Here is a 22,672-nt window from a genome sequence, read left to right as displayed (position 1 = left end):
GTCGAGTCGATGGATCTTGACAAGCTGTGGACCGACCTGACGACCGAGCTGCTGGGCGGGCTCGCGTCGTACCGGTCCCGGGTGGCCGAGCTGGACGTCCGGGAGAAGGCTGACAACACCCTACTCACCGAGGCCGACCTCGCCATCGAAGAAATGCTCATCAGCCGGATCCGGTCGGTCGATCCCGAGGCACGGGTGCTGGCGGAGGAGTCGGGCAGCGGCACCTGGCGGCCGGGTCTGGACGAGGAACCCGAACGGATCTGGGTCATCGACCCGATCGACGGCACGGCCGAGTTCGTCCGGCCACAGAGCGTCGAGTTCTGCTCCGTCGTCTGTCTGCTGGAGCGGCGGGAACCGGTCGCCGCGCTGATCGTCGCCCCCGAGCTGGCCACCGGCCGTAAGCCGATCGTCGTTCTCGCCTCCCGAGCCGACGAGACGATCACGGTCAACGGGCTGCCGGCCGCGTACAACAAGGCTTCGGCTCGTGTCGCATCCCTGACCCGCAGCGCGCAGTCGGCGGTGCCGCCGCACGAGACCGCCATGGCCGAGGCCGGGTACGCGTTGAAGACGCGCACCACGTCACAGACGCTGGACATGCTGCGTACCGCACTTGACCTCACCGATCTCGCGGAGGACGCCCCGCGTTTCGACCTCTTCTACCGGCCTCGGCAGAAGGTCTGGGACGGCCTGGCGGGGTTGTGCCTCGGTGAGATCGTCGGTCTAATGTCCACAGACGTGAATGCAATCAGGCACCTGCCGGTGCCGATGGAGACGCTCGCCCAACCAGAGCCGACTTTCGCCAGCACCGTGATGGGTCGCCCGGAGGCCGTCAAGTGGTTCGTGGAGCTAGTCCGGGACTCCCCCACCGGAACACCGAAGTCCTCGTAGACGTCACCTCAATCATCAGCGCCGAGGATTTCGTCGCAGCCCAGAATCGCGGTGCCCGCCCCGGCGACCCGTTCGCGCGCCAGGCATTCGTCGAGCTGATCCAGTCCTTGATCTTCATGGAACGGGTGTGGGTCGCCCATCCGGTCCTCGCCCGACCGTCCGCCGCCGATTTCGGCGTCAAGCCGTATCTCCTCCGTGCGCTGGCCGACGCCGGGCTGCTCCATCCGCTACAGCTGGACGCAGACGAGACGAGCCGAGTGCGGGGAGCCGAAGACGAAGCGCTGGACGAGTTGCAAAGCTGGCGGGGAAACCAGGTGCTCGGCCAGTTCATCGAGCACGCCATCGCCTGTGACGACGCCCTGCCGGGCGAACGCAACTCGCTGTCGAAGCGCGTCCACGGATGGTGCGCCTTCCAGGCGGCACACGTCCGGGTGGCCGGTCACCACGGCGATCGCATCGGTACCTCCGACGGCGTGGAGGACGACCCATTCGGCACCTGGGCGCGTGCCGCCTCGATCGTGCTGCGTGGCCCGCTGCAATCGATGGCACCGCCCGGGGAGGAGGTCTACGTCGCGGCGACGCTCGCACGTGGGCTGAAATACCGCTCACGGGCGGACGTCACCCGGCTGACCTATCAGGCCCACCCCATTCGACGAGACTTCCTGCTGACCTTCGACCTGTCCGCCGAAGGCGCAACCGAGGGAGTCGTGCTCGATGTCATCAAGGCCATCCGCGGAATCCACCAATCCCTCGTCACAGCGGCGGACGACAACGACACGCACCGCGTACAACTGCTCGAACTCGAACTTCCGCTGCTCGGCGGGCGGCTCTGGCAGGCCACGGAGACCGGTAGAACAAGCGACCACGAGTGGATCGAGCTGGTGGTCAGCCGCATCGCCGAATACCGCGACAAGGCGGCCGACCTGCGCGCGGCCGTCGCACGGTGTGTGACCGACGAGGACTCCCTCCGGCTCGCCCGCGACATCAACGGGGCAAAAAGGCAGCTACTGGAACGGCTTGGCCTGCGCAAGGTCGCACTCTCCCCGGTGGAGCAGGAACTGGTCAACGGCGTGGCCTCGGTGACCGAGTCGGTGCCCGGCGTACCCAAGGTCGCCGGCATGTGGATCGGGGCACGGGCGATCGGCAAACAGGTCTCCGCCACGGGCACCCCGGTGCAGCGCTTCCTCTACAAGGAGTTCTACCGCGCCTGGAAACGCGCCGGCCGCTGAGAGCGGTGGTCACCGGGTGAGGCCGACGAGGGTGGCCAGGCGCGCCACACCGGCCGGCGCGGGCCGTCCCCGGGCCACCTCGGCCAAAGGGTACGCGCAGAAGGCCGCGACCGGACCTCGGCCGGCGCGATGCCGTCCGCGGCGACCAGCATCCGCCCGGCCCCGAGCAGGTCACCGGCCAGCAGGTACGCCCGCGCGGCGTCCACCAAGTAGGCACCCCGATACTCCGCCGGCAGCCGCCGCCACCCATCCCGCCGGATCGCCACCTCGTGCCGGTAGATGGCCTCGGCCACGTCGCCCCGCTCGATCGCCGCCACCACCCGCGCCAACTCCACGGCGACCTGCCCGAAACTCGTACGATGCCAACACACCTCCGACAAGGCATCACCACGGGGTGCTTCCCGTATGGTGGGAGATTGCCGCGAGATCTTGGACAGTTCCCGTTTTCGCGGAACGGGAACTGTCCAAGATCTCGCGGGGACGGCGCGCGGTTAAGCGATCCAGGTTGCGCGACGAGGCACTCGGACGCTCAGAGCGCCACAATCGCGGCTGTCTCTGCAGGCAACTCGATGCGGTCGCGTTGGACGGTGACGCCCTCGCCCGTGGCCAGGAGAACCCGCCGCGCCACCCCCGGCAGCGTGATTCGCTGCGGCTTGTCGGCGAGGTTTGCCGCCACCAGGCACCCGCCCCGCCGCATCACCAGGAAACGGTCGCCGTGCCGCACGTCGATCGCGAACAGGTGCGGATCCGACAGCTCCGGCCGCGACTTCCGCAAGGCGATCAACCGCCGGTAGAAGTCGTACATCTGGCGGTGTTCGGGTTTGTCCAGCTCGGCCCAGTCGAGCCGGGAGCGGATGAACGTCTGCCGGTCCTGCGGATCGGGCACCGCGGTGTCAGACCAACCGTGGGCGGCGAACTCTCGCCGCCGACCGGACACCACCGCGGTCGCCAGTTCCGGCTCCGGGTGGCTGGTGAAGAACTGCCACGGCGTCGAGGCCGCCCACTCCTCCCCCATGAACAGCATCGGGGTGAACGGCGCGGTCATCAGCAGGGTCGCGCCGACCCGCAGCATGGCCGCCGACACGGTGGCCGAGAGGCGGTCGCCGGTGGCGCGGTTGCCGACCTGGTCGTGGTTCTGGAGGTACGCGACGAAGCGGTGGCCGGGGGTGCGCGGGTCGACCGGGCGGCCGTGTTGGCGGTGGCGGAAGCTGGACCAGGTGCCGGTGTGGAAGAACGCGCCGGACAGCACCTCGGCCAGGCATTCCAGGGTGCCGAAGTCGCCGTAGTAGCCGTGCCGTTCGCCGGTGAGCAGGGTGTGCAGGGCGTGGTGGGCGTCGTCGTTCCACTGGGCCTGGAGGCCGTAGCCGCCGGACTCCCGGGGGGTGATCAGCCGGGGGTCGTTGAGGTCGGATTCGGCGATCAGCGACAGCGGGCGGCCCAGGTGCACCGACAGCGACTCGACCTCGACGGCGATCTCCTCCAGCAGATGCACCGCGCGGGAGTCGGGCATGGCGTGTACGGCGTCGAGGCGTAGCCCGTCGACGTGGTAGTCGCGCAGCCACATCAGCACGCTGTCGGCGATGAAGCGGCGTACCCCGTCGGAGTGTGGGCCGTCCAGGTTGATCGCGCGGCCCCAGGGGGTGTCCCGCTTGCCGAGGTACGGCGCGAACATCGGCGCGTAGGCCCCGGAGGGCCCGAAATGGTTGTAGACGACGTCGAGGATCACCCCCAACCCTCTGGCGTGGGCGGCGTCGACCAGCCGTTTCAGGCCGTCCGGGCCGCCGTAGGGCTCGTGCGGGGCGAACCAGCAGACGCCGTCGTACCCCCAGTTGTGTTCGCCGTTGAAGGCGTTGACCGGCAGCAGCTCGATCATGTCGACGCCGAGGTCGACCAGGTGGTCGAGCTTGCCGATCGCCGCGTCGAAGGTGCCTTCCGGGGTGAAGGTGCCGACGTGCAGCTCGTAGAGGATGGTTCCGGGCAGTTGCCGGCCGGTCCAGGACTGGTCGGTCCAGCCGAACGCGGCGTGGTCATAACGGCGGCTCGGGCCGTGCACGCCGGAGGGCTGCCACAACGACCGGGGGTCGGGGAGCGCCTGGTCGTCGTCGTTGAGCAGGAACGCGTAGTCGGGGCCGGCGGCGGGCACCTCGACCCGCCACCAGCCGCCCCGGCTGGGTCTCATCTCGTGGTCGGCGGCGCCCGACAGGCGCAGCCGCACCCGCGACGCCTCCGGTGCCCAGACCGTGAACTCGGTCATGACGCCTCCCGTGATCAAGTAATGGGGGCGAGCAGCGCGACGGGATAGCTGGCCAACAGCTCGGCCAGGCGGACCTGTCCGTCACTGTAGACCCGGCCGGTGAACAGGCACGACACCTCTTTAACGGGAAGTTGCAGGGTGGTGTCACGCCAGCCGCCGGAGGCTGCCAGGCCCAGCGGCAGCCGGGTGGCCACGGCGATCGCGCCACCCCGGTCGAAGGCGACGGCATGCCGGGCGGCCGGCCCGTGCGCGACCACCGGCTGGTAGTCGCCGAACAGCTCGGGGCGGTCGCGGCGCAGCCGCAGGGTCCGGGACACCACGAGCAGCTTGGCCGCGCCGGTGTCGTCCACCGCCGGCTGCCAGCCGGCGTCGAGCCGGGCCAGCAGCTCCTGGCGTACGCCGAAGTCGACCGGGCGGCGATTGTCCGGGTCTACCAGGGAGTTGTCCCACAGCTCGGTGCCCTGGTAGGTGTCCGGCACCCCCGGTATGGCCAGCTGCACCAGCTTCTGGCCGAGCGAGTTGGACCAGCCGACCGGGGTGATCTCGGCGACGAAGTCGCTGACCGAGGCGTTGACGGTCGGGTCGTCGTACATGGCGTCGACCAGGGCGTGCATGGCCTGCTCGAAGGCCGGGTCGAGGTCGGTCCAGCTGGTCGAGGCCGCCGCCTCCCGGGCCGCCTTCTCGGCGTACGCGTGCAGCCGCTCCCGCTCGATGGGCCAGGCGCCGACGGCGGTCTGCCAGAGCAGATGGGCCAGCGCGGCGTCGGGCAGCGGCACCGCCGCCATCCAGCGGCTCACCTGCTCCGCCCAGCGCTGCGGCAGCTCGGCGAGCACGGCGAGGCGGGCACGGACGTCCTCGCCGCGCTTGGTGTCGTGGGTCGACAGCGTGGTCATGCTCGCCGGCCAGCGGCCGTGCCGACCGGCAGCGAAGCGGTGGAACCGGCCCGGTGGGGTGCCGAAGTGGATGGGGCTGCCGCCGACCTCGTTGAGCGCGATGAACCGGGTCCACCGGTAGTAGGCGGTGTCCTCGACGCCCTTGGCCATCGCCGCGCCGGTGAACTGCGGAAAGCGCCGAGCCAGCTCGTCGTCGGGGTCACGGAGCCGCCGGGTCAGCGCGTCCAGCGCCCCGGTGAGGTCGGTGCGGCGCCGGCCGGCCTCGGCGCGGGCGGCGGCGAGGTGCCGGCTGCCCTCCGGCGGGTACCCCCGGTAGACGGCGAAGGCGGCGGCCAGCTCGGCCAGGGCGGCGCGGGCCGCATTCCGGTCGACCTCGGGTGCGAGCGCGGCCAGCCGGGTCAGCTCGGCCGAGAGCAGCCGGGTGGCCGCGAAGAGCTTCGTGTCGTGGGTCAGGTCGGCCCAGGAGGTGGCCCGGCCGGTGAGCCGGGTGTCCAGGGCGGTGAACTCGGCCTCGGCGTCGCCGTCGACGAACAGTCCGCCGACCGCGGCGAGGGCGTCGTAGCCGGTGGTGCCGTCCACCGGCCAGTCCGGCAGCTCCTCGCCGTACTCCAGGATCTTCTCCACGATCAGCCAGCCGTTCGGGGCGGCGGCGCGCAACCGGGCCAGGTAGCCGGCCGGGTCGCGCAGCCCGTCGGGGTGGTCGACCCGGATGCCGTCGACCTCGCCGGCCGCCGCCCAGGACAGCACCAGCTCGTGGGTGGCGGCGAACACCTCCGGATCCTCCACCCGCAGCCCGGCCAGGTCGGAGACGGCGAAGAACCGGCGGTACGTCAGCTCGGCGTCGCCGCGCCGCCAGGAGACCAGCTGGTAGTGCTGCCGGTCGTGCACCTCGCGCGGGCTGCGGTCGCCGGTGCCGTCGGCGACCGGGAAGCGGTGCTCGTGGTAGCGCAGCTCCCCGTCGGCGAGCTTGAGGTCGTCCAGCGCGTCGGGGCTGTCGGCGAGCACCGGCAGCAGCAGCCGGCCCCGGTCCCAGTCGATGTCGAACCAGGGCGCGTACGCCGAGGACCGGCCCCGGCGCAGCACGTCCCACCAGGCCGGGTTGGCCGCCGGCACGGCCACTCCGGCGTGGTTGGGCACGATGTCCACCACCAGGCCGAGCCCGGCGGTACGCAGCGCCCACAGCAGCCGCTGCCGGCCCGCCTCGCCGCCCAGTTCCGGGTTGACCCGGCGGTGGTCGACGACGTCGTAGCCGTGCGCGCTGCCCGGGGCGGCGGCCAGCAGCGGCGCGCTGTACAGATGGGTGACGCCGAGGTCGGCGAGGTATCCGGCGAGGCCGGCGGTGGCGTCCAGGTCGAAGCCGGGGCGCACCTGCACCCGGTAGGTGGCGCCGACGGAGTGCGGGTTCGCGGCCATCTCAGGCCACCCTCTCCAGCACCACCAGCGAGCGATCCGGTACGCAGACGGTGCCGCCGGCCTCCACCGTGCTGCCCTTGTCCTGGTCCGGTTCGGCGGTGCTGATCACCAGCGCCCAACGCTGGCCGAACTCGGCCGGCGGCAGGGTGAAGTCCAGCGGGGCGTCGTGGGCGTTGAAGCAGAGCCAGAAGGAGCTGTCGCGGTGGCGCTGACCGTACTGGCCGCGTTCGCGGATGCCCTCGCCGTTGACGAAGAGCGCCACCGAGCGGCCGAAGTCGTTGCCCCAGTCCTCGCCGGTCATCTCCCGGCCGTCGGGGGTGTACCAGGCCAGGTCGGGCAGCGGCTCGTCGACCTCCCGGCCGCGTACCGGCAGGCCGGTGAAGAACCGGCGGCGACGGAACACCTGATGCTGGCGGCGGAAGTCGACCATGCGGCGGGTGAACTCCAGCAGCGCGCTGTCGACGTGCTCCCAGTCGACCCAGGCCAGCTCGCTGTCCTGGCAGTACGCGTTGTTGTTGCCGCGCTGGGTGCGGCCCAGCTCGTCGCCGTGACCGATCATCGGCACGCCCTGCGACAGCATCAGGGTGGCCGCGAAGTTGCGCCGCTGTCTGGCCCGCAGGGCGAGCACGCCCGGGTCGTCGGTGTCGCCCTCGACGCCGCAGTTCCAGGACCGGTTGTGGCTCTCGCCGTCCCGGTTGTCCTCGCCGTTGGCCTCGTTGTGCTTGTCGTTGTACGACACCAGGTCGGTCAGGGTGAACCCGTCGTGGCAGGTGACGAAGTTGATGCTGTGGAAGGGGCGGCGGCCGTCGTCCTGGTAGAGGTCGGCCGAGCCGGAGATGCGGGAGGCGAACTCGGCCAGGGTGGCCGGTTCGCCGCGCCAGAAGTCGCGGACCGTGTCGCGGTACTTGCCGTTCCACTCGGTCCACTGCGGCGGGAAGTTGCCGACCTGGTAGCCGCCCGGCCCGACGTCCCACGGTTCGGCGATCAGTTTGACCCGGCTGACCACCGGGTCCTGCTGCACCACCTCGAAGAAGGTGGAGAGCCGGTCCACCTCGTAGAACTCGCGGGCCAGGGTGGCGGCCAGGTCGAAGCGGAAGCCGTCGACGTGCATCTCGGTGACCCAGTACCGCAACGAATCCATGATCAGCTGAAGGGAGTGCGGATTGCGGACGTTGAGGCTGTTGCCGGTGCCGGTGTAGTCGACGTAGTGGCGCCGATCGGACTCGCCGAGCCGGTAGTAGCTGGGGTTGTCGACGCCCTTGAAGCTCAGCGTCGGGCCGAGCTGGTTGCCCTCGGCGGTGTGGTTGTAGACCACGTCGAGGATCACCTCGATGCCGGCGGCGTGCAGCGCCCGGACCATGCCGCGGAACTCCTGCACCTGCTGGCCGAGGTGACCGAGCGCCGAGTAGCCGTGGTGCGGGGCGAAGAAGCCGATGGTGTTGTAGCCCCAGTAGTTGCGCAGCCCCAGGTCGGCCAGCCGGTGGTCGTTGACGAACTGGTGCACCGGCATCAGCTCGATCGCGGTCACCCCGAGCCGGGTCAGGTGCTCGATCATCGGCGGTGAGGCGATGCCGGCGTACGTGCCGCGCAGCTCGTCGGGGATGCCGGGCAGCCGCCGGGTCAGCCCGCGTACGTGCGCCTCGTAGATGACCGAGTGGTGGTACGGGATGCGGGGCGGTGCGTCATTGCCCCAGTCGAAGTACGGGTTCACCACCACCGACTTCGGCATGTACGGCGCCGAGTCGGTGGTGCTCATCCGCTCCGGGTCGCCGTGCTCGTAGTCGTAGACCGCCGGGTCCCAGCGCACGTCGCCGTCGACCGCCTTGGCGTACGGGTCGATGAGCAGCTTGTGCGGGTTGCACCGCACCCCGTTCGGCGGATCGTACGGGCCGTGCACCCGGTAGCCGTACCGCTGCCCCGGCCCGATCCCGGGCAGGTACGCGTGCCAGACGTACGCGTCCACCTCCCGCAGCTCGACCCGACGCTCGGCGCCGGTGTCCCACTCGTCGAAGAGGCAGAGTTCGATCTTCTCGGCCACCTCCGAGAAGATCGCGAAGTTGGTGCCCATCCCGTCGTAGGTGGCGCCGAGGGGGTACCGCTCGCCCGGCCAGACCTGCATGTCACTCCTTCGGGCCAAGAGTCAGCGGTAATGCCCCGAACGGTCCGCCACCAATCCATCCGAACGGATGAATGACCGGTATCCGGCTGACTGAGGGGACATGAAGCCTTGCGGTGTCTTCGGTCACTGTGACCGTCCTCAGGGTGCGGGATCGGCCGTTATGGAGTTTCCTGGATCGCGGGCGCGTGACTGCCCGCCTCACCCGGGCCGCTCGCCTTCGCTCCTCCCCGCATGACGACGCGCAGCCGCGTCCCTGATCCTCGCACCGCTGGACGCGCAGCCGGGTGTCCGAAACCCAACGCTGTCCCCCGCTCGCCGCCATCGACGCCGGCGCGATCCCTCCTGCCTAGACGGAGACTGATGTGACGACCCTGCGGGTCGGCGGGCGCGCCGCCACCGCCACGGACCGAGTCCACCGGCCCACCCTCACCTCGCGACCCCAGCTCCCGGCGCAGCCCGGGCCGGCCACCCCGCCGCGTACCCACCGCATCCTGATGCTGTCGTGGGAGTACCCGCCGGTGCTCGTGGGCGGCCTCGGCCGGCACGTGCACGCCCTGTCGGTGGCCCTGGCCGCCGCCGGCCACGAGGTCACCGTCGTCACCCGGCACGCCGAGGGCGCCCCGCTGGAGGAATACGTCGACGGGGTACGCGTGGTGCGGGCCGCCGAGGACCCGGTGACCTTCCCGCTGGCCACTGAGAGCCTGCTGGCCTGGACGATGGCGTTCAACCACACGCTGACCCGGGCCGCCCTGCGCGCCGCCTCCGCCGGCGGGTACGACGTGATCCACGCCCACGACTGGTTGGTCGCGCACGCCGCGATGACCCTGCGCGAGCACCTCGACCTGCCGCTGGTCAGCACCATCCACGCCACCGAGGCCGGCCGGCACCAGGGCTGGCTGCCCGCAGAGATGAACCGCACCATCCACGGCGTGGAGCAGTGGCTCGGCACCGAGTCGACCCGGGTGGTGGTCTGCTCCGGCTACATGCGCGACGAGGTGACCGGGTTGTTCGGCGTGCCGGCCGGCCGGGTCGACGTGGTGCCCAACGGGGTGGAACCGCACCGCTGGCGAGTGTCGGCCAGCGCGGTGGCCGAGGCCCGGGCCCGGTTCGCCGGGGACGGCCCGCTGGTCACCTTCGCCGGCCGCCTGGTGTACGAGAAGGGTGTGCAGCACCTGCTCGCCGGGCTGCCCCGGTTGCGCGACCGGCACCCGGGGCTGCGCGCGGTGATCGTCGGCGACGGCCCGTACCGGGGTGAGCTGGAGGCCGACGTGCACCGGCTCGGCCTGGCCGGCACGGTCAGCCTGCCCGGCTTCCTCGGCGGCACCGACCTGCCCGCGGTGATGGCCGCCTCGGACTGCTTCGCGGTGCCCAGCATCTACGAGCCGTTCGGCATGGTGGCGCTGGAGGGCGCCGCCGCCGGCGCACCGCTCGCGGTCGCCGAGACCGGCGGGCTCGCCGAGATCGTCGAGCCGGGCGTCACCGGGATGACGTTCCGCCCGCACGACCCGGACGCGCTGACCGACGCGGTGCACGCGCTGCTCTCCGACAAGGAGCGGGCCCGGGTGCTGGCCCGGCGCGCCCGGGCGATGGTGCACGAGCAGTACGGCTGGGCGGGCATCGCCAGCCGCACCGCGGCGACGTACGCATCGGCGATCGCACAGGCCCCGGGCTTCACCGCCGAACGCGCCGCGCAGCAGATGGCCCACGGCCGTCCGCGCCCCGCGGTACCGGACGGCAACCTGTTCGCCGCCGCCGGCCTGCGCTGACCCGGCCACCGCCATCGCGGGTCGCGACCGGAGCTGGCCCGGGCTGGGCCGGCCCGGGCGGTGCACCGTCATCAGGTAGGTGCAGGCCGCTCCCGAGGCCGCCGGTGACCTCGGGAGCGGCCTGCGCGCTCACCCGCTCATCCCCGACCGCCACAGATCACGTCGTCCATGAGCTGGAAGGTGCGGCCGTACACGGCGAGCGCCGCTTCGTCGGCGGCGAGCTGCGTGGTCAGCGACAACACCGCCACGCGCCGGCCGTCCACGCTGACCCCGTTGGCGGTGCTCATGCCCGGCACGTCACCGCCGTGGGACCAGTAACCGCCGCACCGGTTCGGGATGTACATGATGCCCAGGCCGTATCGCGTTCCGGGGATGAAGTCCTGGAACGTGTCGGCGAGCACCGTGTCGTGCAGCTGCGCCATCTGGCGAGGTTTGAGCAGCTGACCGCGTTGCAGCGCCTGCCAGAAGCGCGCCAGGTCGCTCGGCGTGGTGATCATGTCTCCGGCGGCGTCGGCAACGGTCGGGTTGAACAGCGTGGTGTCCGTCAGGGCGCCACCCGGTTCCCACTGCTGGTAGCCCTTGGCGTGCGGTGCCGGCAGGAACGGCCGGTCCCCCGGCGCCGATGTCCGGCGTAGCCCGAGCGGCTGGAGGATCCGGCTGCGTACCTCGGTGGCCCACGACCGGCCGGTCACCTTCTCGATGAGCATCCCGGCGAGGATGTAGTTGGTGTTGGAGTAGTCCCACCGGGTGCCGGGCGCGAAGCCGGGCTCGTGCTTCATCGCCAGGGCGACCAGATCGGCGGCCTCGTGATGGTCGAACCGGTGCGCCAGGTACTCCTCGTACGAGCTGAGTACCGCGACGTCGTTGGTGTAGTTGTAGATGCCGCTGGTGTGCTGGAGCAGGTGGCGCACGGTGACCCGACGGCCGTCGTTGCCGTTGCCGGCGACGACTCCCGGCAGCCATCGCTCGACGGTGTCGTCCAGCGACAGCTTCCCTTCGCCGACCAACTGCAGGACGACGACGGAGACGAACGTCTTGGTGTTGCTACCCATCCGGAAGTGCCCGTCGAGCGGCACCGGCGTGCCGCGCTTGAGATCGCCGACGCCGGCTCGGGCACGGGTGGTCGCACCGTCGACCCGGGTGAGCCCCTGGACGCCGGTGATGCCGAGGTCGTGCAGATCGTCGACCGCGACCTGAAGCCGTCGCCGGTCTTCGCCGACCGGTCCCGCAGCGACCGGTGGCGCGCCACCGGTGACGACCAACGTCGCTGCCAACGCGACGGTCAGGCCCCACCGGCCGAGTTTTCCTCGCATGTCATGGCCCTCCAACGAATACGGGTAATGACCAGGATTCCGACCGTACGAGACCGTCGATACGTTTCCATCCGGCGATCCCCCCAGATCGGTTCGGGGGTAACCCCCACACCAGGCCGGTCATCCAGCGACTGTTCCGCGCCGGGACAGATCCGTTCGGGCAGATCATTCTGCCGTTACGATCTTGTATCCGCACTGGTCACCGCCACTTAACATCCGACAGACTCGCAGGGATTTGGCCGGGGCGGAGTCCGAGGAGGGTGCGGGTGCGGGTGCTCCTGGTGGAAGACGACCTGCGCGTCTCGGCGGGCCTCGCCTCGGCGCTGCGGCGGCGGGGGCACGAGGTGGTGCAGGCCGTGACGGCGGCGGAGGCGGTCGAGGCGGAGCCGGTCGACCTCATCCTGCTCGACATGAACCTGCCCGACCGCGACGGCCTGGAGGTGTGCCGGCGGATCCGCCAGCACGACGAGGTGGTCGCCATCATCGCGGTGACCGCCCGCGCCGAGGAGCACGACCGGGTGGCCGGGCTGCGCGCCGGCGCCGACGACTACGTGGTGAAGCCGTTCTCGATGGTCGAGTTGCAGGCGCGCATCGAGGCGGTGATGCGCCGGACCGCCCGCACCGCCCGGACGGCGACCGCGATGCAGGTCGGCCCCCTGCGCATCGACGTCGACGCCCGGCGGGTCTGGGTGGCCGACCGGGAGGTCGGCCTGTCCCGCAAGGAGTTCGACCTGCTGGTGGCGCTGGCCCGACAGGCGGGCACGGTGGTGCCCCGGGACCGGCTGCAACTGGAGGTCTGGCAGACCACCTGGGCCACCCGGCACAACCTCGACGTCCACGTCGCGGCGTTGCGGGGCAAGCTGGACGACGCGAGCCTGGTGGAGACCGTACGCGGCGTCGGCTACCGGCTGCGGGCCGGCTGAGCATCGACGCGGATCGACCAGGGGCCGGCTCGGCGGCCGGCGGAAATCTCAGATGATCCTCAAGATTCCCAGCTCGCGACCCCGCGGCCGGCGCGGTGGCGGTGTGCTGGTCGGAACCCAGCCATCCCTCCTGTTTGGAGATCCCCCTTGAGATACAGACGGACTACGGCCGGTGTGTTCTCCACGCTGCTCGCCGCCGTCCTCGCGGCGACCGCGATGCCCGCACAGGCGTTCGGCCAGACGGCCACCGTGGCCCAGATGCAGGCGGAGCCGAACCAGGTACAGGACGTGACGGTCGTCCAGGGTGACGGTTACGCCACCCTGGCCTGGACCCACGTCGACGGAGCCACCGACTACCAGATCGAGCGGACCCCGATCGCCGAGGACGGCACCGCCACCGGCACCGCGGTGATCGTCGGTGTCTGGCGGCCGAACCGCCAGATCAACAACGACAAGCCGACCTTCGCCGACGCCGGCTTCGCCCCCGGCAACCGGTTCCAGTGGCGGGTTCGCGCCCGCTTCGGTACCACCGCGCAGCCCTACTCGACCGCGGTCAGCGGCGCCACCAAGGCGCACTGGGGCGACCTGAACACCCCGGGTCAGAACCTGCGTACGCAGTGGGAAGACGCGCTGGGCGCGCAGTACACCAGCGACGTCAACGAGTACGCCTACACCGCGGCGATCGACGAGCTGAGCGAGCGCGTACGCGTGGTGGAGATCGGCCGCACCATCAACAACCGGCCGATCAACATGTTCGTCATCGGCTACCCGACCCCGCCGGCGACCCCGGAGGCCGTGGCCGCGACGAACCCGCTGCTGGTCAACTGCAACGTGCACGGCAACGAGCCCGGTGACCGCGAGGCCTGCTTCATCATGGCCCGGCAGCTGGCCTTCACCGACGACGCCGCCACCCTCGACCGGCTGTCGAAGACCACCATGCTGATCGTGCCCACGATCAACGGCGACGGCCGGGCGGCCAACAGCCGGGGCAACTCCACCGGTCAGGACCTGAACCGGGACTACTCGCTGATCCGCCAGCCGGAGACCCAGGCCTTCGTGGAGATGGTCCGCGACTACCGGCCGATCGCCAGCTACGACGGCCACGAGTACGGCAACACCAACACCGGTGACCTGCCGATGCTGTCGCCGCGGCACCAGAACGTGGCCCAGGGGATCTTCGACGAGTCGCAGGACATGATCGAGGGTCACATGTACACCCAGGGCGCCAAGGACGGCTGGTGGGCCTGCCCGTACGGGTGCACCGGGGCCAGCGTCGGCCTGGGTGAGGAGACCATCCTGCGCAACACCCTCGGCCTGAAGAACGTGGTCAACTCCCTGCTGGAGCTGCGCAGCTCGGGCGGCCCGACCCGGCCGGACGAGAGCAACACCGCGAACAACCGCCGGCGCAAGACCTACTCCGCGCTGTGGACGTTCAACCAGTTCTTCGCGTACCACGGGGCCAGCGTCACCGACATCACCGCGGCCCGGGCCGAGGCGATCAAGTTCCAGTCGGCGAACACCGGCCGGATCGTCTTCCGCGGCTCCCGCCCGATCCCGGCGCACCCCGCGCCGCACCCGGGCGACACCCCGCCGCCGCTGGACGCTCCGGGTGAGAACCAGATCCTGAACCAGCCGCCGTGCGCCTACAAGCTCACCGACGAGCAGTACAACGGTGCGCGTACCGACGGCCCGACCGGCCGGCAGACCACCGTGGCCCAGCGGCTCGCCGCCCACGGCTGGAAGGTGATCAAGGTCGCTGACGGTTACCTCGTCCCGCTGTCCCAGCCGGAGCGGGGTCTGGTGCCGCTGCTGCTCGACGGTCAGGCCGCCGAGGGTCTGGTCGCCGGCGAGCGGATCGCGCCCACGCTGACCGGTACCCACAACGGTCCGCTGACCGTCTCCGGGGTGGCCTGCCTCGCCGACGCCACCGTCCGGGGCCCGATCAAGGTCCAGCCGGGTGCCACGCTGATCGTCAACGGCAGCTCGATCAACGGCCCGGTGGACGCCAGCGGGGCGGCCGGGTTCGTGCTGACCGCCAGCACCGTGCACGGGCCGGTGAACGCCACCGGCGTCCAGGGCCCGGTGGTCCTGGTCGGCAACAAGACGAACGGCCCGGTCAACGTGGTCAACAACACCGGCGTCGCGCCGCTGGTCGCCGGCAACACCGTCAACGGCCCGCTCAGCTGCACCGGCAACACCCACGCGCCGGTCAACCTGGAGGTGGCCAACACGGTCAGCGGTCCGAAGTTCAGCCAGTGCGCGCGCCTGTGACCTGCTGAGCCTCGCCCCTTCGTACCGGCAGGCCGGTTCCGCGCCCGGCCTGCCGGTACCCCTCTCGTACCGCCAGTGGAGTGGAGAAAACCGTGACCGACACCCCCTTCCGGCCCGCGACGCCGGCAGCCCGGCGCGTGCTCGCCGGGGCGGCCGTGACCCTGCTGATCGCGGTCACCGGGTGCACCGGCGCGGACGACCGCGAATCCGGCGGGGCGGACGCCGCGACGCCGGTCGCGGTCACCCTGGCCGGGCCGCTCTGTGACCAGCTGCCCGCCGGTGACGAGCCGGGCAACCCGGCCTCGCTCGTCAGCCAGCCCGCCGATCAGGCTCTACAGTGGATTCCCGTGCTCACCACCTTCGAGGCGGCGGTGCGGGCCACCGGTCTGGCCGCCGAGCTGACCGGGACGAAGGGCGTGACCATCCTCGCCCCGACCGACGACGCGTTCGCGGCCAAGTTCTCCCGGACGAACCTGGACGAACTGCTCCTGCACGACACCGACAAGCTGCGCGGTCTGCTGCGCGACCACGTGGTCACCGGGTCGCTGCCGGTCGCCGAGCTGGTCGCCGCCGGCACCGTGACCACCCTCGCCGGCACCAGCCTCACCGTCACCGGCACCGGGCAGAGCGCCCGTGTCGACGACCGGGCCGACACGGTGTGCGCCGACTACCAGGTGTCCAACGCCCGGATCCACGTCATCAACCACGTGCTCGGCACGCTGCCCACCACCGCGACCGACGAGGACGACCACCACTCGTAAGCGCCGCGGGGCACAACCCCCTCCCCGCGGAACACCGACGGCCGCCGACCCCTTATCGGGGCGGCGGCCGTCGTCGCGTTAAGAGGGGCCCCTTCCTCTACCGGAGGCGTTAAAAAGGGGCCCCTCCTTACAAGCTCAGCGCTTCTCGAAGGGCAGGTAGTCCCGCTCGGTGGCGCCGGTGTAGATCTGCCGCGGGCGGCCGATCTTGGTCTCCGGGTCGTTGATCATCTCGCGCCACTGCGCGATCCAGCCCGGCAGCCGGCCCAGGGCGAACAGCACCGTGAACATCTTCGTCGGGAAGCCCATGGCCTTGTAGATCAGGCCGGTGTAGAAGTCCACGTTCGGGTAGAGCCGCCGGGAGACGAAGAAGTCGTCGGCGAGGGCGATCTCCTCCAGCTGCATCGCGATGTCCAGCAGCGGATCCGGCTTGGCCATCCGGCCGAGCACGTCCTGGGCCGCATTCTTGACGATCGCGGCGCGCGGGTCGTAGTTCTTGTAGACCCGGTGGCCGAAGCCCATCAGCTTGACGCCGTCCTGCTTGTCCTTGACCTTGCGGACGAAGGACTGCACGTCGCCGCCGTCGGCCTGGATCCGCTCCAGCATCTCCAGCACCGCCTGGTTGGCACCGCCGTGCAGCGGCCCGAACAGGGCGTTGACGCCGGCGGAGACCGAGGCGAACAGGTTGGCGTTGCTGGAGCCGACCAGCCGCACGGTCGACGTGGAGCAGTTCTGCTCGTGGTCGGCGTGCAGGACGAACAGCATGTCCAGCACCCGGGCCATCACCGGGTCGACCTCGTACGGCTCCGCCGGCACACCGAACGTCATCCGCAGGAAGTTCTCCACGTAGCCCAGCGAGTTGTCCGGGTAGAGCAGCGGCTGCCCGATGGACTTCTTGTAGGCGTACGAGGCGATGGTGGGCACCTTCGCCATCAGCCGGAACGTGGACATCTCCACGTGCTCGGCGTCGAACGGGTCCAGGCTGTCCTGGTAGAAGGTGGAGATGGCGCTGACCGCCGAGGAGAGCACGGCCATCGGGTGCGCGTCCCGGGGGAAGCCGTCGAAGAACCGGCGCATCTCCTCGTGCAGCAGCGAGTGCCGGCGGACCCGCTCGGTGAACTCGGTCAACTGGTCGCTGGTCGGCAGCTCACCGTAGATCAGCAGGTAGGAGACCTCCAGGAAGGAGCTCTTCTCGGCCAGTTGCTCGATCGGGTAGCCGCGGTAGCGCAGGATGCCGGCGTCGCCGTCGATGTAGGTGATCGCGGACGAACAGGCGGCGGTGTTGACGAACCCGGGGTCGTACGTCGTCATCCCGGTTTCTTTCAACAGCTTGCCCACACCGATGCCGGCGGGGCCCTCGACCGCGGAATGTACCGGCATCGACAGCTGCCCGCCGGAGTGATCGAGCTTGACTTCCGTCATGTGGTTCCTCACTTCGCCGGCAGATCTACGTTGAATTGCCTTCGCTTCTACCGTAATTGCGGTTGCGGCGACACCGCCCGCCGTGGTTCGGCGGTGAGGTCTGCGTCACCCGATTCCCGACCGTGGGGCGGGGAAACCCCGACGACCAGGGCAGACGGTGACAGCGAGGCACACGGAGCGTGGAAGCACACGGGCCGGCGGAACTGTGCGGCGACTCAGGAAAGCGGCTCAGGAGGGCCGGTTCGGGACGCCGCCGGGTGGGCTCAGGACAGCGCCAGGTGGCGCAGCCCGCCACCGGCGTCGACCAGGTACAGGTCGAGCCGGTTGGCACCGGCGTGGAAGAGCCGGTCGTCGGCGAGCAACGCGGCGAAGCGGCGCCCGCCCGGGTCCGGGGCGACCACCGGAACCACGGCGGCGACGGTGCCGTTCACGGCCACCGCCAGGGATGTACCGTCGGCGACCCGATCGGGCACGGTGCCCCAGATCATCGCCGGCAGCCGGCCCTCGTCCGGGTCCACGGCGCGGAAGGCGTCCAGCCCGCCGACCCGGGCGCTGCCACCGGCCGGCGCGACGCCCACGGTGCGGCCCACCAGCGGATACGGGGCCGGCGGCGGCGACGCCGCGGGCACCCCGCCGGTGACCGGGACCGGTTCGGCCGGCCGGTCGTAGAACACCTTGCCCGGGTCGGTACGCGGGGCCTGCCGGGCGGAACGGCCGTCGACCCGCCAGGGCAGCCGGATGGCCGCCTCGTCGGCGATGGTCGGCAGCAGGTCGACGTGTTCCCAGTTGCGGTCGTCGACCCGCCCGGTGCGCTGCCCCGGCGTCTTGACGAACATCGGCACCCAGGCCACCTCGTCGGCGGCGGCCCGGATGGCGTCCAGCCCCCGCCCCTGCGCCCCCTTAGTGAAGCTGACCCCGTGGTCGGCGGTGACCACCACCAGCGCCTGGTCCCACAGGCCGTTGTCGCGCAGGGTCCGCAGCGTCTCGCCGATCAGCCGGTCGGTGTAGCCGAGCTGCGCCAGGTGGCGCTCACGGGCCAGGTCCACCCACCCGTCGCCCTCGTTGGGGAAGTCCTCAGGCGCCTCGTAGCGCGCACCTGAGGGCAGGTACGCCCACGGTGAGTGCGGCATCAGCAGGTGCAGGAAGTGCAGCGTCGGCCGGGGCGAGGGGGTCAGGCCCCGCAAAAAGCTGGTGAACCGGGCCGGCTGGTTGACAGTGAGGCTGTCCCAGCGGAACTTCGGGTCGGTCGGCACCGGCTCGGCGGCGTCGATGCCCGCCTCCTCGGCGGTGCGCTCGCGGTAGGAGTCCTCCGGGTCGACGCGGCTGTCGTCCGGCGCGGTCAGCTGCCGCGCCAACCTGCCCGTCTCACGGACCAGCACACCGAGCCCCTGTTCCGGGGTGACCGGCTGCTCGCAGCGGCTGGGCGGGCAGAGCCGGGTGATGCTCTCCTCGGCGCGGATGTCGTACAACCCGCCGAAGGCGGTGAAGAGGTTGTCCGGGTAGTGCGAGTAGTGCGGGGCGACCGCCTCCGCCGGGTAGCGGCCGGTCAGCATCGCCGGCAGCGCGTACGGCGTCCAGCCGCTCACCCCGGTGGCGTTGCGGTACCAGGTCGAGCCGGCGGCCAGCTCGGCGAAGTGCGGGAACCGGGCGGCATCGATGCCGCCGTCCGGGCCGAGCAGGGAGACCAGCGGCAGTTCGTCGAGGATCAGCATGACCACCGGCGGGTGGATGTTGCCGGTGGCCGTGCCGGCCGCACCGCCGTCGCCGCGCGGCAGCACGACCGGCGCGGTCGGCGAGACGAACAGGAACAGCCCGACGAAGACCAGCGGCCCGACGCCGGCCAGTCGCAGCACCCGGCCGGGAGCCCGCCACCGCCGGTACGCGACCACCCCGGCGGTGCCGACCGCCACCGCCGCCACCAGCAGCGGTACGCCCCGTAGCGGCGTGACGTGCCGGCCGACCTGCACCGCGAGCGCGGCGATCAGCAGGCCCACCAGCAGGGCGTGCGTCGCCGTCCGGACGGGCCGGCCGGCCAGCCCGGACGCCAGGCCGAGCAGTCCGAGCGCCGCCGTCGGCACCACCGCGATCAGGGCCACCAGCAGCAGGATCTCGCGCCGCTCGGCGCGGTGGAACAGGAAGAAGTCCGGGCTGCGGCCGAGGACGTCCAGCAGCGGTTGGGTGATCACCAGCCCGACCAGCGCCGCGACCTCCAGCAGCCGGCCGGTCTCGGCCCGCCAGCCGCCCCATCCCCACCCCCACCACCGGCGACGCGCCGCCGCCGCGACCATGAACCAACGGGTCGCCGGGCGGTCAGCCACCCAGAGCCACCCGGTAGAGGGTCCGGGTGCCCGAGGGCAGCTCCAGCCGGTCCTCGACCGTGCCGTGGGCGGCGAGCAGCGTCTCGAAGGCGTCCCGCCGGTAGCCGGGGAAGATCCCGTCGGGTTTGTTGGCCAGCAGCCGGCCGGCCATCGGGTCCTCGGGGTGGACGAACTCCACCACCAGCCGGCCGCCGGGCGCGGCCAGGCCGGCGAGGCAGGACACCACCTCGGGCAGCGGCACGTTGCGCCCGATCGCCAGGTGGTGCACCAGGGCCAGGGCCAGCACCACGTCCGCGCCGGCCCGGGCGGCGAACGAGGCCCGCTCGACACCGCGCCAGCCGCCGCCGGGTGACGGATCGGCCAGGTCCATCACCAGCGGCAACACCCGCCGCTCGCCCTCGCCTTGCAGGGCACGGTAGAGCCGGTCGACCACGGCCGGGTCCTGCTCCACCGCGACGACGTAGTCGGCGTGCCGGGCGGCGAGCCGGGAGTAACGGCCGTCGTTGGCCCCCAGGTCGAGCACGAGCCGGCGCCGGCCGGGGCCGGTCAGCGCGTCGGTGACGAACCGCTCCTTGCCCGCCCGGTCGTCGGCGGAGTAGCCGCAGGTGCGCTGGTAGTCCACCCAGTGGCTGGCGGGCGGTTGGTGATCCAGGCGCCGGACCAGCTTCTCCATCCCGCGTACGGTGGCCAGCGCCAGCTCGCGGGTGTAGCCGGCGGCGCGCAGCTGGGCCCGCACGTCGGCGGTGCTGGTGGCGGCGTTGCGCCGTTGCACGCTGCCGTGCAGGTGGACGTGGGTCAGCACGCCGGGCAGCAACCGCCGCAGGCCACCGAAGAGTCGACCCATCTGGTCCGGTTCGATGCCGTCGACCCGGGCCCTCAGCCAGGGCTGGAAGTCCAGCCCCAGGTGGGCGCCGAGCAGCAGCGGGTAGAGCAGGGTCTGGCAGAACTGCCGGTAGCCGGCCCACGGCTCGCCGTCGCGCAGCGGAGCGAACGAACCCACGTCGATGAAGACCGGGTCGGTGCCACGCCACTGCAGGTTGTACGCCGAGCCGTCCTTGGTGGTGAAGCCGGCCGGCAGGGCCGCCCGGAGGATCTCCAGGTGCAGCAGCGCGGCGTCCCGCAGCATCGAGAAGGACCACTCGTACGGGTGGGAGACGAACGGGATACGCTCGTGCCGCAGCACTGCCGCCCACGCCGCGGGTGCCGATCCCGCCGGCAGTTCCTCGGTGCCGCAGATCTTGCCGGCGGCGAGCAGCGGCGGGAAGAAGGCGCTGCCGGCCAGGGCGCGCCAGTGCACGGCCGCCGTCTCGTCGAGCGCGCGCAACACGTCGTCACCGGCGTGGAAGACCCGGTTGGCCGGGTCGCGGAACGAGCCGGGCTCGGCCCGCAGGTCGGCGTCGAGCGGGGCCGGTTGCGACGACCGGCCGAGGTGCGGGATCGCCATTCCGGCGGATCAGCTCTGGTCGGTGGGCTGGCGGCGGAACCGGCTGACGAGTCTGCGCCAGTACAGCTTGGCCGCCACCGCGACGCCGGCGATCCCGCCGACCACCGCCTGCACGATCAGGCTGCCGGATCCCGCGTCCAGATAGGCCAGGTGGTTCACCGACCTCTCCTTCCCTCGCCGTCTCGACTCCGGCGTTCACCACGGTCACTCACATTTCGGACATGGGCGGTGCAGCCGGGACTTATGCCACCGTACGCCGCTCTCCGCTGTCATGTCGGGCACAACGCCCAGTTGCCGGCGTCCGTTTCGTTCAAGACGGTCCCGTCCGGCCGGACGTAGCCTGCCGCCATGACTCCACACCTCGACATGGTCGGCCTGGTCACCACCGACATGGCCCGCACGCTGGACTTCTACCGCCGGCTCGGGATCGACATCCCGGCCGGCGCGGAGAGCACGCCGCACGTGGAGGTGACCCTCCCGGGTGGCCTCCGGCTCGCCTGGGACGACGTGACGACGATCCGCTCCTTCGACCCGGACTGGACCCCGCCGGCCGGCAGCCCCCGGACGGCCCTGGCCTTCCGTTGCGCCGACCCCGCCGAGGTCGACCGCTGGTACGCCGAACTCACCGCCGCCGGCGCCCACGGCCACCTCGCGCCCTGGGACGCCCCCTGGTCCCAGCGCTACGCCGTCCTGCACGACCCCGATGGCAACGCCGTCGACCTCTTCGCCCCGCTCCCCACCCCCGCCGAGCCCAGTCGATCGTGAGATTGGCGGACGCCTCGACCCTTCGGCTGCCCGGTCAGCGGGGCAGGAGCGTCGTCGGGGGTACGCCGGTCAGGGCGCGGACGTCCCGGGTGAGGTGGGCCTGGTCGGCGTAGCCGCTGCGGGCGGCCACCTCGGCCAGTGGTACTCCCGTGCGGGCCAACGCGAGGGCCCGGCGCATCCGCAGGATCCGGGCGAGGGTCTTCGGGCCGTACCCGAACAGGTGCCGGCTGCGCCGGTGCAGTCCGCGCGGGTCGAGGCCGACCTCGGCGGCGGTCGCGGTCACCGTGGCGCCGGCGGCCAGCGAGGCGGCCACCCGCGGGCCGAGCGGGTCCGGGCCGCCGGCGGCGCGCAGCCGCCGCGCGGCCACCTCGACCAGGACGGCGGCCGCGGCGGTCCCGGCCCGGTCGGCGAGCGTCGCGGCCTGCCGAGCGCCCCACAGGTCCGCCAGCGGGACCCGCCGGTCCCGTAGCTCGATCGCGGGGACGCCGAGCACCGCCGGGCCGACCCCGGGCGGCAGCCGCAACCCGACCCAGCGCTCCCCCGGCGTGCTCACGCTGACGAAGGCGGTGCGGTCCGGCCCGGCCACCAGCAGCCCGGCCCGGCTGGACCAGAGCAGGTCGAGGCAGCCGTCCGGCAGCACCCGGGTGGGCGCGGGCCCGGCCGGCGCGGTGCTGGTCCACAGCATCGCGCCGGCGATGCCGACGGGTCGTTCCCGGTACACGCCGCCAGCCTGCCACGCCCGTGCGACACCGGAAGCGCACCGCACGTTCGTTAACCAGGGCCCCCTGCTATGCACGAGGCGGCGGATTCGAGGGGTCGTTGCAACATGGTGGTCTAGCCGGTGACGGCTAGGAGCTTAGCGAGACGTTCGGCTGGGGTGTCCCAGCCGAGCGTTT

17 protein-coding genes are annotated in these 22,672 nt (G+C 71.6%); 7 read left to right on the top strand and 10 right to left on the bottom strand.

The window, feature by feature from the left end; genetic code table 11:
- Nucleotides 1–9: 9 nt before the first annotated feature.
- Together AB0M52_RS07875 and AB0M52_RS07870 are read left to right on the top strand one after the other, a co-directional pair.
- On the top strand, nt 10–888 hold the full coding sequence (locus AB0M52_RS07875; protein ID WP_363950386.1) for an inositol monophosphatase family protein: 879 nt from the start codon (nt 10–12) through the stop codon (nt 886–888).
- Nucleotides 834–2,117 carry a hypothetical protein gene (locus AB0M52_RS07870; protein ID WP_363950384.1) on the top strand — a complete coding sequence of 428 codons (1,284 nt, stop codon included), beginning with the start codon at nt 834–836 and terminating at the stop codon, nt 2,115–2,117. Before AB0M52_RS07875 ends, AB0M52_RS07870 begins: the two co-directional genes overlap by 55 nt.
- Here the strand turns inward: AB0M52_RS07870 and AB0M52_RS07865 are convergent.
- The 4 genes from AB0M52_RS07865 to glgX all read right to left on the bottom strand — a co-directional run bounded on the left by AB0M52_RS07865 (nt 2,087) and on the right by glgX (nt 8,796).
- A complete protein-coding gene (locus AB0M52_RS07865; RefSeq protein ID WP_363950382.1) occupies nt 2,087–2,452 on the bottom strand; it encodes a hypothetical protein in 366 nt (121 codons plus the stop codon). The two genes, AB0M52_RS07870 and AB0M52_RS07865, sit on opposite strands and share 31 nt — an antisense overlap.
- A gap of 194 nt (nt 2,453–2,646) precedes the next feature.
- Nucleotides 2,647–4,371, bottom strand: coding sequence for a malto-oligosyltrehalose trehalohydrolase (treZ, locus tag AB0M52_RS07860; protein ID WP_363950380.1), 1,725 nt, complete (start codon nt 4,369–4,371; stop codon nt 2,647–2,649).
- Between the two features lie 14 nt (nt 4,372–4,385).
- On the bottom strand, nt 4,386–6,677 hold the full coding sequence (treY, locus tag AB0M52_RS07855) for a malto-oligosyltrehalose synthase (protein WP_363950378.1): 2,292 nt from the start codon (nt 6,675–6,677) through the stop codon (nt 4,386–4,388).
- Nucleotide 6,678: 1 nt separating this feature from the next.
- Complete coding sequence (glgX, locus tag AB0M52_RS07850) at nt 6,679–8,796, bottom strand: glycogen debranching protein GlgX (RefSeq protein ID WP_363950375.1); 2,118 nt, start codon at nt 8,794–8,796, stop codon at nt 6,679–6,681.
- A gap of 362 nt (nt 8,797–9,158) precedes the next feature.
- Between glgX and AB0M52_RS07845 the strand changes: the two genes are divergently transcribed.
- Nucleotides 9,159–10,562, top strand: a complete 1,404-nt coding sequence (locus AB0M52_RS07845; RefSeq protein ID WP_363950372.1) for a glycosyltransferase family 4 protein — start codon at nt 9,159–9,161, stop codon at nt 10,560–10,562.
- A 137-nt stretch (nt 10,563–10,699) separates the two neighbouring features.
- Here the strand turns inward: AB0M52_RS07845 and AB0M52_RS07840 are convergent, their stop codons facing one another.
- A complete protein-coding gene (locus AB0M52_RS07840; RefSeq protein ID WP_363950369.1) occupies nt 10,700–11,875 on the bottom strand; it encodes a serine hydrolase domain-containing protein in 1,176 nt (391 codons plus the stop codon).
- Between the two features lie 266 nt (nt 11,876–12,141).
- On the opposite strand from AB0M52_RS07840, the gene AB0M52_RS07835 reads away from it, so the two are divergent.
- From AB0M52_RS07835 to AB0M52_RS07825, 3 genes are all read left to right on the top strand, one after another.
- Nucleotides 12,142–12,798 carry a response regulator transcription factor gene (locus AB0M52_RS07835; protein WP_363950366.1) on the top strand — a complete coding sequence of 219 codons (657 nt, stop codon included), beginning with the start codon at nt 12,142–12,144 and terminating at the stop codon, nt 12,796–12,798.
- Between the two features lie 147 nt (nt 12,799–12,945).
- The gene (locus AB0M52_RS07830) at nt 12,946–15,069 is read left to right on the top strand and encodes a M14 family zinc carboxypeptidase (protein WP_363950363.1); all 2,124 of its coding nucleotides are present in this window, start codon (nt 12,946–12,948) and stop codon (nt 15,067–15,069) included.
- Nucleotides 15,070–15,161: 92 nt separating this feature from the next.
- The gene (locus AB0M52_RS07825) at nt 15,162–15,830 is read left to right on the top strand and encodes a fasciclin domain-containing protein (protein WP_363950360.1); all 669 of its coding nucleotides are present in this window, start codon (nt 15,162–15,164) and stop codon (nt 15,828–15,830) included.
- A 135-nt stretch (nt 15,831–15,965) separates the two neighbouring features.
- On the opposite strand, the gene AB0M52_RS07820 is transcribed toward AB0M52_RS07825, so the two are convergent.
- The 4 genes from AB0M52_RS07820 to AB0M52_RS07805 form a co-directional block, all read right to left on the bottom strand.
- Complete coding sequence (locus AB0M52_RS07820; RefSeq protein WP_363950357.1) at nt 15,966–17,249, bottom strand: citrate synthase; 1,284 nt, start codon at nt 17,247–17,249, stop codon at nt 15,966–15,968.
- A gap of 263 nt (nt 17,250–17,512) precedes the next feature.
- Nucleotides 17,513–19,537 (bottom strand): sulfatase-like hydrolase/transferase, encoded by a 2,025-nt coding sequence (locus AB0M52_RS07815; RefSeq protein WP_363950399.1) that lies wholly within the window; start codon nt 19,535–19,537, stop codon nt 17,513–17,515.
- 22 nt (nt 19,538–19,559) lie between these two features.
- Nucleotides 19,560–21,011, bottom strand: a complete 1,452-nt coding sequence (locus AB0M52_RS07810; protein ID WP_363950355.1) for a class I SAM-dependent methyltransferase — start codon at nt 21,009–21,011, stop codon at nt 19,560–19,562.
- 9 nt (nt 21,012–21,020) lie between these two features.
- On the bottom strand, nt 21,021–21,170 hold the full coding sequence (locus tag AB0M52_RS07805; RefSeq protein ID WP_155220336.1) for a hypothetical protein: 150 nt from the start codon (nt 21,168–21,170) through the stop codon (nt 21,021–21,023).
- Nucleotides 21,171–21,359: 189 nt separating this feature from the next.
- Here AB0M52_RS07805 and AB0M52_RS07800 point away from each other — a divergent pair, with 189 nt between their 5' ends.
- Entirely contained in the window at nt 21,360–21,776 is a 417-nt protein-coding gene (locus tag AB0M52_RS07800) for a VOC family protein (RefSeq protein WP_363950351.1), read from the top strand.
- 34 nt (nt 21,777–21,810) lie between these two features.
- Here the strand turns inward: AB0M52_RS07800 and AB0M52_RS07795 are convergent, their stop codons facing one another.
- A complete protein-coding gene (locus tag AB0M52_RS07795) occupies nt 21,811–22,461 on the bottom strand; it encodes a helix-turn-helix domain-containing protein (protein ID WP_363950397.1) in 651 nt (216 codons plus the stop codon).
- Nucleotides 22,462–22,672: the final 211 nt, after the last annotated feature.

The sequence above is a fragment of the Micromonospora sp. NPDC051296 genome, assembly GCF_040682255.1.
GTDB lineage: Bacteria > Actinomycetota > Actinomycetes > Mycobacteriales > Micromonosporaceae > Micromonospora > Micromonospora craterilacus.
This window is presented reverse-complemented; position numbering and strand designations above follow the sequence as displayed.

Bases quoted from the DNA above. Each gene is read 5' to 3' on its own strand.
- AB0M52_RS07810 (WP_363950355.1), bottom strand. From the start codon at position 21,011: ATGGCGATCCCGCACCTCGGCCGGTCGTCGCAACCGGCCCCGCTCGAC.
- treZ (WP_363950380.1), bottom strand. From the start codon at position 4,371: ATGACCGAGTTCACGGTCTGGGCACCGGAGGCGTCGCGGGTGCGGCTG.
- AB0M52_RS07815 (WP_363950399.1), bottom strand. From the start codon at position 19,537: ATGGTCGCGGCGGCGGCGCGTCGCCGGTGGTGGGGGTGGGGATGGGGC.
- AB0M52_RS07875 (WP_363950386.1), top strand. From the start codon at position 10: ATGGATCTTGACAAGCTGTGGACCGACCTGACGACCGAGCTGCTGGGC.
- treY (WP_363950378.1), bottom strand. From the start codon at position 6,677: ATGGCCGCGAACCCGCACTCCGTCGGCGCCACCTACCGGGTGCAGGTG.
- AB0M52_RS07820 (WP_363950357.1), bottom strand. From the start codon at position 17,249: ATGACGGAAGTCAAGCTCGATCACTCCGGCGGGCAGCTGTCGATGCCG.
- glgX (WP_363950375.1), bottom strand. From the start codon at position 8,796: ATGCAGGTCTGGCCGGGCGAGCGGTACCCCCTCGGCGCCACCTACGAC.
- AB0M52_RS07800 (WP_363950351.1), top strand. From the start codon at position 21,360: ATGACTCCACACCTCGACATGGTCGGCCTGGTCACCACCGACATGGCC.
- AB0M52_RS07840 (WP_363950369.1), bottom strand. From the start codon at position 11,875: ATGCGAGGAAAACTCGGCCGGTGGGGCCTGACCGTCGCGTTGGCAGCG.
- AB0M52_RS07795 (WP_363950397.1), bottom strand. From the start codon at position 22,461: ATGCTGTGGACCAGCACCGCGCCGGCCGGGCCCGCGCCCACCCGGGTG.